This window comes from Achromobacter sp. Marseille-Q0513 (genome assembly GCF_018195695.1).
In the GTDB taxonomy this organism is placed as follows: Bacteria; Pseudomonadota; Gammaproteobacteria; order Burkholderiales; family Burkholderiaceae_B; genus Achromobacter.
In genome coordinates this window covers 1-12,675 of the sequence record NZ_JAGTJY010000067.1, presented here as the reverse complement: position 1 = coordinate 12,675, position 12,675 = coordinate 1, and the positions used below count along the sequence as shown (strand labels likewise).

The following is a 12,675-nucleotide window of genomic DNA, read 5'->3' as shown; positions in this document are numbered from 1 at the left end:
CAAGCAGGAAGCCAGGGAGGATGGCGCGAGGGCGCGCGCCGAGGGTCGCGGCCTGCCCGGGACGGCACAAGGGCGGGACCAGGCCCGCCCTTGCGTTCAAGCTGCCGCTAGAACCGACCGCGCAGCCACTGCTCCAGGTCGTTGGCCGGCAAGGGCGGCGAGAACAGGAAGCCCTGCCCCGCCGCGCAGCCCTGCTCGATCAGGAAGCGCCGCTGCTCCTCGTTCTCGATCCCCTCGGCCACCACGGGCAGGCTCAGGCTCTCGCCGATGCGGATCACGGCGCTGGTCAGCGCCCGCGCCGCGTCGTCGCTCTCCAGGCCCTGCACGAAGCTGCGGTCCAGCTTCAGTTCGTCGACGATCAGCCGGCGCAAGTGCCCCAGGCTGGAATAGCCGGTGCCGAAATCGTCCATGGACAGGCGCACGCCCAGGCGATGCAGCTCGGCGATGGTACGCAGCGTGCCGGCGGTGGCGTCCAGCACCACGCCCTCGGTGATCTCCAGCATCAGATCGCCCGGCGCCAGGCCGAATTCCGCCAGCGTCGCCGCGATCATCCGGGGCAGGTTCAGGTTGTGGAAGTTGGTGGCCGACAGGTTCACCGACACCGAAGGCACGCGCAGGCCGTTGTGGCGCCAGGTCGCCAGCTGCGAGCAAGCCTCGCGCAGCGCCCAGTCGCCCAGGTCGCCGATCAGCCCGCATTCCTCGGCCAGCGGCACGAAGCGCGCCGGCGAGATCTCGCCCAGCGTCGGATGGCGCCAGCGGGCCAGCGCCTCGACGCCGTACAGGCTGCCGTTCTTCAGCCCGACCTGCGGCTGATAGTGCAGCCGCAGCGCGCGGCCTTCCAGCGCGTCGCGCAGGGCCGCCTCCAGCGCCAGGCGTTCCTGCGCCTGGCGGTTCATCTCGGCGCTGAAGAAGGAGATGCGGTTGCGGCCGGCGGTCTTGGCCTGGTACATGGCCATGTCGGCATGGCGCAGCAGCGTGTCCATGTCGCGCCCGTTTTCCGGGAAGACGCTGATGCCGATGCTGACCGAGGGATTCAGCGTGATGCCGCCCACGGCGAAGGGCTGTGCCAGCGCCACCAGGATGTGCGCGGCGGCGGCGGTCAGCCGGCCATGCTCGAAATCGGGCAGCAGCATGACGAACTCGTCGCCCGACAGGCGGCCGACGATGTCGGTGGCCCGCGCCAGCCGCCGCAGCCGCAGCGCGACCTCGCGCAGCAAGGCGTCGCCAATGGGGTGCCCCAGCGTGTCGTTGACCTGCTTGAAGCGGTCCAGGTCCAGGAACAGCACCGCCACGCGCTTGCGCTCGGCCTCGGCGCGGGCGATGGCCTGCTCGGACTGGGCCAGCAGCAGGTTGCGGTTGGGCAGCCCGGTCAATTCGTCGTAGAAGGCCAGCTGGCGGATGCGGGCGCGCGCTTCCTCGCGCTCCAGCGCCAGCGCGCACAGGTAGACGCAGACATCCACCAGGCGGTGATGGAAGTCGTCGGGCAGCCGGCGCTCGCGGAAATAGAAGCCGAAGGTGCCGATGACGCGGCCATCGCTGGACTTGATCGGCGAGGACCAGCAGGACTTGATGTCGTCCGGCAGCGGCAGGTGGCGATAGCCGTCCCACAGCGGATCGGTGGCGATGTCCGGCACGATGACCGGCCGGCCCAGGAAGGCGGAGGTGCCGCAGGCGCCGCATTGCGGGCCGATGGGCTCGCCGTCCAGCGCGTCGCTGAACGCCGGCGGCAGGCTGGGCGCGGCCAGCGGCCGCAGCCGCCCGGCATCGTCCACCCGCAGCACGGTGGTCAGCACCTCGGGCGCCAGGCGTTCGACCTCGCGACACACCATGTTCATCACTTCGGTGACCGAGGCCTCGTTGACCATGGCCTGCAGCACGCGGCGCTGCAGCACCTCGTGCACCTTGGTCGGGGTGATGTCGGTCAGCACGTCCACCACGTTGACCAGCGTGCCGCGCTCGTCGAACACGGAGTTGGCCATGACCGACACCCACAGCGGCTTGCCGGCGCGGTCGTAGACCAGCACGTCCTTGTGGTAGCCCTCGCGGCAGGCGATGCGGCGGTCCAGCTCTTCGCGCGTGCCGCCATCCGGCCGGCCGCCGGCCAGCAGTTCGCCCAGCTCCTGGTTGACCGCGTCGGCTCGGCCGAAGCCGAGCATGCGGTGAAAGCCTTCGTTGACGTAGACGATGCGGCCGTCCGGGCCGGACACGGCCACGGCGTTGCCGGTCTCGTTGATGCCCAGCAGCAGCAGGCGCACCTCTTCCTGCCGTTCGGCGTCGGCGATGGACTTGCGCGAGACGACCGAGATGCGCTCGACCTCGCCGGCCGGATTGATCTGCGGCAGGTAGGTGGCCTCGATCCACAGCGCGCCGCCGTCGCGGCGGCGGTAGCGGCAGGTGCCGGAGAAGTGTTCGCCGCGGCGCAGCCGGGCCCAGATCTGTTCGGCGCTGGCGATGCCCTTGCCCTCGTCCATGCTGTCGCACAGCATGTCGTGGCGCAGGGCCAGCGCCTCGTCGCTGGCGTAGCCCATGGCCGCCAGGAAATTCGCATTCGTACTCAACACAGAGCCGGCCGGGTCGAAGTCGAACAGCAGCAGCGCCCGATCCATCGATGCCAGGTAGCTGCCCGTTCGCCACGCGTCCGCTTCTGGATCCACGTCGGGAACGCCCAGATGAGAATCAAGCATATGAGGCTCCAATACCGGAATACAGCAGTTCCGGGGTCATTCAGCGCCGGGGGTATATCCAAAGGCGACGCGGTCGCGTCCGTCCTGCTTGGCCAGGTACAGGGCCTGGTCCGCGCGGCTGAGCGTTTCTGAAAAGGTCTCTCCCAGCTGATGGCAGGACATGCCGATGCTGACCGTGAGCCTGAGCGCCTCGTCACCCACGTCGATGACCATGGCGCGGACCTCGCCGACCAGCCTGTCCATGACGACCTGCGCCGCCTCCGGCCCGGTATTGGGCAGCAGCACCAGGAATTCCTCGCCGCCCCAGCGGCCGCACAGGTCGTACTCGCGCAGGCCGTGGCGCAGCACCCTGGCCAGCTCGACCAGGGCGCGGTCGCCGGCCTCGTGGCCATGGCGGTCGTTGACCGCCTTGAAATGATCCACGTCCAGCATGCCCACGACGAAGGGCTGGCCGCCGCGCGCGACGCGTTGCACTTCCTGCTTGATCGTCTCCATCAGGGCGCGGCGGTTCAACAGGCCGGTCAGGGGGTCGCGGCTGGACGTTTCCTCGAGCGCGGCATTCAGGTCGCGCATCATGCTCTGGTAATGGTCGGAGATGCGGGCGATGCGGGTCAGCCGGCGCAATTGCCGATCGAAACGGTCGCAAAGGCCGATCTCACGCTCATGCGCCATGGTCTGGTAGGCATCCGACAGCTGGGTCACGCGCTCGATCCGCGCCATCTGCTCGGCGGTATGGAGCCACAACGCCTCCAATGCCTCGCGCAGCGGATGCCCGGCATGGGCGGGATCCGCCAACAACTCGGCGATGCGCTGGTCCAGGTCGGCGTTGCCTGCTTTCATTGGCGGCCGATAACCGAGAAGGGAAAGGTGCAGTCTTCCTTGAATTCCTCGGCCAGCTCGCCGACGCGCTCGTTGCGCATGTCGTAGAACCAGGTGACGCCAACCTGGCTGCCCTTGCCGTGCGCGGATTCCAGCACGTCGAAGATGTCCATCATGGACTTGATGCTGCTGGTGTTCAGGTAGAGCAGTTCCAGTTCCAGGTTGAGCGGCGCGCTCGATCCCAGCAGATAGGACTCCACCCACTCGATCACCGGGCCGAACAGCTCGAACGAGTTTTCAGGGTAGGAATCGCCGCGCATGGTCAGCAGGCCCCGCGCCGGATCCGCGGTGATGGCGGGCGTGGACTGGGTCCCGGGAATGTTCAGGTCTTTCATCAATAGCTCCGATGGGCCCCGTCGCGGACGCGGGCGGCTGGGTCCGGCGCATGGGGCCTGTTCAATTGGGAATCCGTGGGCATGGCGGCGTTCAGATCACCGCGCTAAGGCTGAAGAAGGCCGTGCCCTCGCCGGCGGCCGGCGTCAGGCTGGCCTCCATCGGCGCGCCCGAGCGCCGGGCGATGTCGATCAGCCCGAGGCCCGCGCCCGAGGCCACGCCCTGGGCCCGGGGCTTGTGCAGTTGGGCCTTGTAGGCGGCCTTGTCCAGGGCAGCCAGCTCCTGGACGCGCGCCACCAGGGCGTTGCCGTCCTCGATCCGCACCAGGTTGCCGGCCGACACCACGTAACGACTTTCGTCGCGGCGGCCGATGACCACCGTGGCGCAGGCGTCGGTGTCACCGTTCTGGGCGGCGTATTGGCGGATGTTCTGGATCATTTCGATATAGACCGAGAACACGTCCATGGCCTCCGCCGGCCGTGCGTGCTCGACATTCAGGTAGTTCTTCAGTGCGTTGCCGATTTCTTCGATCAGGCTGCGGGAGATCGGCCCGTTGAAGCACAACAGGGTCCGGTTCTGGTTGAACCGCTCGCCCAAGGCGTACAGATCGGAGGCATTCATGGAAGTTGGCGCCCTGATAACGATTATTCGAAACGGAAAGACAGCAAGGTGATGTCGTCGCGCTGCGGCTGGCCGCCCTGATAATCGGCCAGCGCCTGCGTGAACGCGGCGACCTGTTCAGTTAACGGCCGCCGCGCGTGGGTCTTGAGCATGTCGGCGAAGCGCGTGTTGCCGAAGCCGAAGCCATGTTCACCGCCCGCCTGGTCCAGGAAGCCGTCGGTCGCCAGGGTGTAGGTCCAGCCCGGTTCCATCGACAGCTCGATGTTCTCGTAGGCGCCCGCGCGTTTATCACCCAACGCACGCTTTCCTCCAGGAACTTCGCGCAACGCGTCGCCATTGCTGGCGTACAGGCTGATCTTCGCGCCCGCGTAGCGCAGCAGGCCAGCCTGGCGGTCAATATATACCAGCCCTGCATCGGTATTGGTCGCCAGCGCCCGCGGCAATTGCGCGTCCGCAAGCATGGCGCGGATCGCGCTGTCGGTGCGGGTCAGCACGGCGGCCGGATCGGACGGGCCGACCTCGGTGATCGCCAGGTCGATGGCGGCGCGCGCCAGCATGGTCATCAGCGCGCCCGGCACGCCGTGGCCGGCGCAGTCCATGATGCCCAGCAGGCAATTCCCGCCATCGGAGCGGAACACGTAGAAATCGCCGCCCACCACGTCGCGCGGCTTCCACAGCACGAAGTGATGCTCGCCCAGCGACTGGGTCAGCTGGCGGTCCGGCAGGATGGCCCGCTGGATCAGGCTGGCGTAGTCGATGGAGTCGCCGATCTTCTTGTGCGCGGCGGCCATGGCGCGATTGGCGTTTTCCAGCTCCGAGGTGCGCTCGCGCACCTTGCTCTCGAGCTCGGCCGTGTGCTGGCGCACCTTGTCGGCCATGACGCCGAAGGCATTGCTGAGATCGCCGATCTCGTCCTGCCCGCCCGGCGGCAGGCTGACGTCATAGCTGCCATTGGCGATGGCGCGGGCCGATTGCTGCAGCCGGCGCAGCGGCCGCAGCATCAGCCGCTCGACGGCGTAGCCGAAGCACAGCAGCATGGCCGCGAACAGCAGCACCAGGCCCACCGCCACCGGCCAGATCCAGCCCGTGTCCAGCACCCGGGCCGCGCCCAGGTCCACCATGGTCAGCACATGCCAGTGCAGTTCGGGCATGTAGGCCACCGACACCAGCTGGCGGCGGCCGTCCACCGCGACCCAGGCCGACTGCACCGACTGCGGATCGGCCTGCGCCGCGTGCATGGCCGAGCGCAACTCGTCGCGCCCCGGGCCGGCGTCCAGCAGGGTGAACACCATGCCACGGCCATCGGCGCCGCCGGCGCCGGAGTTGTAGGCGATCAGGGTGGGATCCATGTGCGCCTGGATCGCCCCCGTCTCGTCGACGATGATGGGCGTGACGCCGGCCTGGCCGCTGTTGACGAAGTCGCGCAGGAAACCGCCCACGTCCAGGCCCGCGCCGGTCAGGCCCAGCACCTTGTCGCCGTCGCGCACCTGGGCGTTGATCCAGACCCGCGTGGTCTTGAGCTTCAGGTCCGGGTTGACGTTGATGTTGTAGAGCGCGGACGCCTGCAGCGACTTGTAGAACCAGCCGTCATCGGCGGCGCCGCGGCTCAGCGTGTAGCGCGGCGCCTCGGACAGGGGCTGGTCGTCGTTGAAGTAGTAATTGCCGGTGGCGGCGCTGGCGATGAAGTAGGCCCGGCCCAGCAGATCGCGGCGGTAGCCGTCGGCTTCGCGGAAGAACAGCTCGCGCGCGGCCGGATCGGACTCATTGCGCAGCCAGCGGCGGGTGACCTCGCTGTCGGCCAGCCGCAGCGACAGGGCCAGTTCGCGCGAGACCGGCGCCAGGATGCGCTGGCGGTTCAGTTGCGTGAAGTTGTCGGCGAATGCCCGCCCGAAGTGATCCCTGACGCCGTCCAGCAGCTGCCAGCCGATCAATGCGGCCGGCGCCAGCGCGACCAGGCACGCCAGCAGCAAAGCCATAAGCGATTTCTTGCGCAAACCCCATTTCGCCATGCGTAGTCTTCCTGACAACTGGATAAGTAGCGGCGTGCGCGGAGTGTCTTGCATGCGCGGCCTGCCGTCCCGGCCGCGAGTCCGCGGCCGCGGGCAGGGCTTGCCGCCGCGCGCTCGACCCGCCTCGTGGGCAGTGATGGCCACGCACCGAGCTGGTGCGTGGCGCGCTTAGTGTAGAGAACCGCGCAGGCGATGGAAACGGGTGTAAACGCCTTGAAGCGTTTTGTGCGTCAAGTTTTTCCTTGCGGCAAACTATATGTAGTTTTATTGCCGTTTATGTCGCATCTTCAAACCGGCGGCGCAGGGGGATTGCGGCTTTCTCGCTACACCCCGAGATAGCGTTCCCACAGGCCGCGATCGGCGTCCAGCGCCGGCGAGTCGCCGGTCCAGACCACCTTGCCGCGCTCCAGGATCACGTGCTGGTCGGCCAGGCTGAGCAGCCGTTCGACATACTTGTCGATCACCAGGATGGTCTGGCCGGCCTCGCGCAGCCGCGCCAGGCAGTTCCAGATTTCCTCGCGGATCTTGGGCGCCAGGCCCTCGGTGGCCTCGTCCAGGATCAGCAGGCGCGGATTGGTGACCAGCGCCCGGCCGATGGCCAGCATCTGCTGCTCGCCGCCGGACAGCTGGTTGCCCATGTTTCGGGCGCGCTCGCCCAGGCGGGGGAACAGCTCGAACACCCGCTCGGGCGTCCAGGGCGCGCCGATGTCCGGATTGCGCGCCGCGACAAAGGCCGTCAGGTGCTCGCGCACCGTCAGGTTGGGAAAGCACTGCCGCCCTTCCGGCACGATGGCCATGCCCAGGCGCGCGATGCGGTCCGGACTCCAGCCGCTGATGTCCTGCCCGGCGAAGCGGATCGCGCCGCCGCGCAGCGGCAGCTGGCCGAACAGGGTGCGCAACAGCGTGGTCTTGCCCATGCCATTGCGGCCCAGCAAGGTCACCACCTGCCCCGCGCCGATGCGCAGGTCCACGCCGAACAGCACCTGGCTCGCGCCGTAGCCGCTCTTGGCCGATTCGATCGAGAGCATCAGGCAGTCTCCTGGCGGGCGGGCGCGGTTTCCTCGTCACCCAGATAGGCTTGGCGCACGTCGGCGTTCGCGCGGATCTCGTCGGGCGTGCCGGTGGCGATGACGCGGCCGTACACCAGCACGGAAATGCGGTCGGCCAGGCGGAACACGGCCTGCATGTCGTGCTCGACCAGCAGCATGGCGGCGCGGCCGCGCATGGCCTCGATCAGCTCGGTCAGCCTGAGCGTCTCGTCCGGCCCCATGCCGGCCATGGGCTCATCCAGCAGCAGCACGGCGGGCCGGGCGGCCAGGGCCAGCGCGAACTCCACCTTGCGTTGTTCGCCGTGCGGCAGCGTGCCGGCGGGACGCTCCAGCAGGCTGGCGTCGATGGCGCATTCGCGCGCCAGCTCGCGCGCCTGTTCATACAGCGCGGTCTCGGCCGCGCGCGGGCGCCAGAAGCGGAAGCTGCTGCCCGCGTGCGCCTGCACCGCCAGCACCAGGTTGTCCAGCACCGAGGACTGCTTGAAGATATTGGTGATCTGGTACGAGCGCGACAGCCCCGCGGCCACGCGCTGGTGGGCGTTCATGCCGGTGACGTCGCGCCCGCCCAGCAGCAGCGTGCCGGCGTCGGCCGACAGCGTGCCCGAGAGCAAGTGGATCAGGGTGGACTTGCCGGCGCCATTGGGGCCGATCAGGGCATGGATCTCGCCCGGCGCCAGGCGGAGCGATACCTGGTCGGTCGCCACCAGCGCGCCGAAGCGGCGCACCAGGCCGCGCGCCTCCAGGGCGGGAACCGCGGAATTGACGGCGTTCATCGCGATCCCTCCTTGCCCGGCTGCGCCGCCGCGCGGCCGGCGAACCATGGGCCCAGCAGGCCGACCAGCCCGCGCGGCGCGCCGAACACCACGCCCAGCAGCAGCACGCCCAGCGGCAGGTGCCAGTATTCCGTCCACAAGCGCAGGACTTCTTCCAGCGTCAGCATCACCACCGCGCCGGCCACGCCGCCGTAGCGCAGGCCAATGCCGCCGACCAGCACCATGATCAGCAGGTTGGCCGACTGGGTCCAGTGCATCAGGCTGGGCGAGATGAACAGGTTGTGGTTGGCCAGCAGCGCGCCGGCCAGTCCGGCCGCGGCGCCGCTCAAGGTGAAGGCGGCCAGCTTGATTCGGTAGACCGGATAACCCAGCGACTCCATGCGCGACTCGTTCTCGCGTATGCCTTGCAGCGCCGTGCCGAAGCGCGAGGCCACCAGCCGTCCGAACAGCCAGGTCAGGAGCGTGAACAGCGCCAGCACCAGGTAGTAGAACGACACATCGTCGCCCAGCGACAGGCCCGGCAGCGTGGACGGACCCGGCAGGTTCAGCCCGTCCTCGCCGCCATACTGCCGCAGCGAAATGAAGATGTAGAACAGCATCTGCGCGAAGGCCAGCGTGATCATGATGAAGTACACGCCGCGCGTGCGCAGCGAGATCGCGCCGGTGACGCAGGCCAGCACGGCCGCCAGCGCCACGGCCACCGGCCAGGACACCAGCGCGGACGTCACGCCCGACATGGCCAGGATGCCCACCGCGTAGGCGCCTGCGCCGAAGAAGGCCGCGTGGCCCAGCGCCACCATGCCGCCGTAGCCCAGGATCAGGTTCAGGCTGGTGGCGGCCAGCGCGTAGATCAGCACGCGGCGCACGAAGGAAATGTAGAAGTCCAGGCCGAGCGCGGGCGCGACCAGCGGAAACACCGCCAGCAGGGCCAGCAGGACCAGGGTCCAGGCAGTCTGTTTGCGCATCTTGCCTTACCCCCGCGCCGGAAACAGGCCCGAAGGCCGGAACACCAGCACCGCCGCCATCAGCACATAGATGGCGATGGCCGCCAGCGTGGGGCCCACGCTGGACGCCACGGCGGGCGAAAACACCTGGCGCAGCAGCATGGGCAGGAAGGCCCGGCCCGCCGTGTCCACCATGCCCACCAGCAAGGCGCCGACAAAGGCGCCCCGGATCGAGCCGATGCCGCCGATGACGATACAGACCAGCACCAGGATCAGGATCTCCTCGCCCATGCCCACCTGCACCGAGGTGATCGGACCGAGCAGCGCGCCGGCCACGGCGGCCAGCATGGCGCCCAGCGCGAACACGCCCAGGAACAGCAGCGGCACCCGCACGCCCATCAGCGTGGCCATCTGCCGGTTGGACGCGCCGGCGCGCACCAGCACCCCGGCGCGCGTGCGCGTCACGAACCAGTACAGGCCCAGCGCGGCGGCCACGCCAAAAGCGATGATCATGAGCCGATAGGCGGGATAGAGCAGGTCCGGCAGCAGCCGCACCGGACCGGACAGCGTCGCCGGCATGTTGAGCATGACCGGCGCCGGGCCCCAGATCATCTTGACCAGGTCGTTGGCGATCAGGATGACGGCGTAGGTGCCCAGCACCTGTGCCAGGTGGTCGCGCAGCGCGAGGCGGCGGATCAGCGTGAGTTCCAGCGCCACGCCGACCAGCCCGGTGGCGACGGCCGCCACCAGGACGGCGGCGGTGAAGGAACCCGTGCGTTGCATGGTCTCGGCGGCCACGTAGGCGCCGGCCATGTAGAGCGAGCCGTGAGCCAGATTCATGATGTCCATGATGCCGAACACCAGGGTCAGCCCGGCCGCGATCAGAAACAACATCAACCCAAACTGCAGACCGTTCAGCAATTGCTCGACGATCAGCGTAAACGTCATGAACACTACCCCCTGCCGCGCGCCGCCCATGGCCTGGCGCACGGTCGATTCAATATCAGATACCGCCTACCCACCGCATGCCACGAGACCAACCTCAAGGAAGTGCCCGACAACGCAACGGGTGCCCCACCATCGGGATGCCGCGGATCCGGCTTGGCCGGTCCGCAGGCATGCCCCCTGGAGGGGGAAGCGCGTCAGCGCTTCGGGGGTGGCCCTATTTGCATTCCCCGACGTAGACGTCCTGGTACTTGTCGAAGACCTTGCCCACCAGCTTGTTGGTGATGCGGCCGCTCGCGTCCTTCTGGATCACGCGCTGGTAATAGGCCTGGATGGGATAGTGGTTCTTGCCATAGGTGAAGCTGCCGCGCACCGAGGGGTAGTCGGCCTTTTCCAGCGCGCGCACGATGGCGTCGCGATCGCTGGCCTTGCCGCCGGCCTGCTTGACCGCCGCGTCCATGGCCATGATCACGTCGTAGGCCTGGGCCGCGTAGACCGAGGGATAACGGCCGTTGTATTCCTTGCGGAAGGCCTCGACGAAGGCCTTGTTCTGCGGCACGTCCAGGTCATGCGCCCACTGCGCCGTGTTGACCATGCCCAGCATGGGCTCGCCCACGGCCTGGATCACGTCCTCGTCGGCCGAGAAGCCCGGGCCGATCAGCTTGATGCTTTGCGACAGGCCCGCCGACACGAACTGCTTGACGAAATTGATGCCCATGCCGCCGGGCAGGAAGATGTAGACCGCGTCCGGCTTGGCCGCGCGGATCTGCGCCAACTCGGCCGCATAGTCGATCTGGCCCAGCTTGGTGTAGACCTCGTCGCCCCGGGCGGTCTTGTAGCCGCGCTTGAAACCGTTGAGTGCGTCCTTGCCCGCCGGATAGTCCGGGGCCATGATGAACATCTTCTTGAAGCCGCTGTCGGCCGCGACCTTGCCGGCGGCCTCGTGGAAGGCGTCGTTCTGGTACGAGGTGCCGAACCAGTAGGGATTGCACTGGGCGCCGGCGAACTGGCTGGGGCCCGGGTTGTTGGACAGGTACGGCACCTTGGCGGCGAACAGCGCGGGGCCCACGGCCAGCGCCACGTTCGAGCCGATCGGGCCGGTGAAGAAATCGACCTTTTCGCGCTGCAGATAGCGCGTGACCAGCTGGCGGGCCTGGTCGGGATTGCCGCCCATGTCGGTCTGCAGGAATTCGGCGGGCTGGCCGCCCAGCTTGCCGCCCAGCTGCTTGATGGCGAGGTTGAAGCCGTCGCGGGCCTCGGCGCCCAGCGCCGAGAACGGGCCCGAAATGTCGTTGGCGATGCCGACCTTGATGGCATCGGCTTGCGCCAGCGCCGGAACCAGGGCGGCCGCGGCGAGTAGGGAAGTGATCAAACGCATGGTGGATGCTCCGTGCGCGAGCCCGCGCAGAGATGTTCTTTTTGGAGGTGCGATTCGAAAGACTTCTTCCCGGCCTGCCGGCGCCTGTGCGCCGCCGTCAAACGGGAGTCATGCGGGAGCTTGCGACACCCGCCCCCGCCGCGGGACGTGGGGAAGGCTGGCGTGCTTCATAGTTTAGGTTTAAAGTATTCGCCAAAACAAGTCTAGGGTTTTTACCAATAAACTACCGCATGGCTACGCTGTTCCGCTCCCCTGACCGCGCGACCTTACCCGACATTGCGCCGCCGCTCAAGACGCGCGCGCCGGGCCGCGCGCCCGCGGCGCCGACGCCCGCCGACCAACCGCCCTCCCGGTAACTCTTCCGCCATGACCGACACCCCCGACCTGGAATCCCGCGCCGCGCCCGACGACCACCACGCGCTGCGCCTGTGGCTGCGCATGCTGACCTGCTGCAACCTGATCGAAGGCGAGATCCGCAGCCGGCTGCGCAACGACTTCGACACCACCCTGCCGCGCTTCGACCTGATGGCCCAGCTGCAACGCGCGCCCAAGGGCATGAAGATGGGCGAACTGTCGCGCCACATGATGGTCACCAACGGCAATATCACCGGCATCACCGACCAGCTCGAAAAGGAAGGCCTGGTGGTCCGCACCAAGGTCGAATCCGACCGCCGCAGCTCGCTGATCAAGCTCACCCCGCAAGGCAAGAAAGCCTTCTCGCGCATGGCCCGCGCCCACGAGACCTGGGTCAAGAACATGTTCGGCGACATGCCCGAAACCAGCCGCAATGCGCTGTTCCAGGCCCTGGGCGAGCTGAAGCTGCAGGTGGTGGCCACCCGCTCCGAAGCCGAGAAGGGCTGAGCCGCCTGCCACCTGCCACCTGCCACCTGCCACCTGCCACCGGCTACCTGCTACCTGCTACCTGCTACCTGCTACCTATATAGGCGCCCCCCCAAAAGGCAGCCAAGCAAGACGCCCGCCCAACCAAGCACATCCTCTCCCAACCGGGGCAGCGCGGATCCGGCTCCGCCGGTCCGCAGCTGCGCCCCCCTGGGGGGGA

At 68.1% G+C, this 12,675-nt stretch carries 11 protein-coding genes; 1 reads left to right on the top strand and 10 read right to left on the bottom strand.

Annotated features, from left to right (window positions below):
- Positions 1-107 precede the first annotated feature (107 nt).
- The 10 genes from KDH83_RS15295 to KDH83_RS15250 all read right to left on the bottom strand — a co-directional run bounded on the left by KDH83_RS15295 (position 108) and on the right by KDH83_RS15250 (position 11,615).
- Positions 108-2,684 (bottom strand): EAL domain-containing protein, encoded by a 2,577-nt coding sequence (locus KDH83_RS15295; protein ID WP_212317295.1) that lies wholly within the window; start codon positions 2,682-2,684, stop codon positions 108-110.
- Positions 2,685-2,720: 36 nt separating this feature from the next.
- Complete coding sequence (gene siaD, locus KDH83_RS15290) at positions 2,721-3,524, bottom strand: biofilm regulation diguanylate cyclase SiaD (RefSeq protein ID WP_212317293.1); 804 nt, start codon at positions 3,522-3,524, stop codon at positions 2,721-2,723.
- Positions 3,521-3,898: a biofilm regulation phosphoprotein SiaC gene (gene siaC, locus KDH83_RS15285; protein WP_212317291.1), complete on the bottom strand. Its 378-nt coding sequence runs from the start codon at positions 3,896-3,898 to the stop codon at positions 3,521-3,523. Before siaC ends, siaD begins: the two co-directional genes overlap by 4 nt.
- Positions 3,899-3,989: 91 nt before the next feature.
- A complete protein-coding gene (gene siaB, locus KDH83_RS15280) occupies positions 3,990-4,517 on the bottom strand; it encodes a biofilm regulation protein kinase SiaB (RefSeq protein ID WP_212317289.1) in 528 nt (175 codons plus the stop codon).
- Between the two features lie 23 nt (positions 4,518-4,540).
- Positions 4,541-6,526, bottom strand: coding sequence for a biofilm regulation protein phosphatase SiaA (gene siaA, locus KDH83_RS15275; protein ID WP_212317287.1), 1,986 nt, complete (start codon positions 6,524-6,526; stop codon positions 4,541-4,543).
- 323 nt (positions 6,527-6,849) lie between these two features.
- Positions 6,850-7,554, bottom strand: a complete 705-nt coding sequence (locus tag KDH83_RS15270; protein ID WP_103272294.1) for an ABC transporter ATP-binding protein — start codon at positions 7,552-7,554, stop codon at positions 6,850-6,852.
- Complete coding sequence (locus KDH83_RS15265) at positions 7,554-8,348, bottom strand: ABC transporter ATP-binding protein (RefSeq protein ID WP_212317278.1); 795 nt, start codon at positions 8,346-8,348, stop codon at positions 7,554-7,556. Before KDH83_RS15265 ends, KDH83_RS15270 begins: the two co-directional genes overlap by 1 nt.
- Positions 8,345-9,313 carry a branched-chain amino acid ABC transporter permease gene (locus KDH83_RS15260; protein WP_212317276.1) on the bottom strand — a complete coding sequence of 323 codons (969 nt, stop codon included), beginning with the start codon at positions 9,311-9,313 and terminating at the stop codon, positions 8,345-8,347. The genes KDH83_RS15265 and KDH83_RS15260 overlap by 4 nt, the downstream gene beginning before the upstream one ends.
- A 6-nt stretch (positions 9,314-9,319) precedes the next feature.
- Positions 9,320-10,240, bottom strand: coding sequence for a branched-chain amino acid ABC transporter permease (locus KDH83_RS15255; protein ID WP_212317274.1), 921 nt, complete (start codon positions 10,238-10,240; stop codon positions 9,320-9,322).
- Positions 10,241-10,454: 214 nt separating this feature from the next.
- Positions 10,455-11,615 carry an ABC transporter substrate-binding protein gene (locus KDH83_RS15250; RefSeq protein ID WP_212317271.1) on the bottom strand — a complete coding sequence of 387 codons (1,161 nt, stop codon included), beginning with the start codon at positions 11,613-11,615 and terminating at the stop codon, positions 10,455-10,457.
- Between the two features lie 366 nt (positions 11,616-11,981).
- On the opposite strand from KDH83_RS15250, the gene KDH83_RS15245 reads away from it, so the two are divergent.
- Positions 11,982-12,476: a MarR family transcriptional regulator gene (locus tag KDH83_RS15245; RefSeq protein ID WP_212317269.1), complete on the top strand. Its 495-nt coding sequence runs from the start codon at positions 11,982-11,984 to the stop codon at positions 12,474-12,476.
- Positions 12,477-12,675: the final 199 nt, after the last annotated feature.

Bases quoted from the DNA above. Each gene is read 5' to 3' on its own strand.
- KDH83_RS15270 (WP_103272294.1), bottom strand. From the start codon at position 7,554: ATGCTCTCGATCGAATCGGCCAAGAGCGGCTACGGCGCGAGCCAGGTG.
- KDH83_RS15265 (WP_212317278.1), bottom strand. From the start codon at position 8,348: ATGAACGCCGTCAATTCCGCGGTTCCCGCCCTGGAGGCGCGCGGCCTG.
- KDH83_RS15250 (WP_212317271.1), bottom strand. From the start codon at position 11,615: ATGCGTTTGATCACTTCCCTACTCGCCGCGGCCGCCCTGGTTCCGGCG.
- siaB (WP_212317289.1), bottom strand. From the start codon at position 4,517: ATGAATGCCTCCGATCTGTACGCCTTGGGCGAGCGGTTCAACCAGAAC.
- siaC (WP_212317291.1), bottom strand. From the start codon at position 3,898: ATGAAAGACCTGAACATTCCCGGGACCCAGTCCACGCCCGCCATCACC.
- siaA (WP_212317287.1), bottom strand. From the start codon at position 6,526: ATGGCGAAATGGGGTTTGCGCAAGAAATCGCTTATGGCTTTGCTGCTG.
- KDH83_RS15255 (WP_212317274.1), bottom strand. From the start codon at position 10,240: ATGACGTTTACGCTGATCGTCGAGCAATTGCTGAACGGTCTGCAGTTT.
- siaD (WP_212317293.1), bottom strand. From the start codon at position 3,524: ATGAAAGCAGGCAACGCCGACCTGGACCAGCGCATCGCCGAGTTGTTG.
- KDH83_RS15260 (WP_212317276.1), bottom strand. From the start codon at position 9,313: ATGCGCAAACAGACTGCCTGGACCCTGGTCCTGCTGGCCCTGCTGGCG.
- KDH83_RS15245 (WP_212317269.1), top strand. From the start codon at position 11,982: ATGACCGACACCCCCGACCTGGAATCCCGCGCCGCGCCCGACGACCAC.
- KDH83_RS15295 (WP_212317295.1), bottom strand. From the start codon at position 2,684: ATGCTTGATTCTCATCTGGGCGTTCCCGACGTGGATCCAGAAGCGGAC.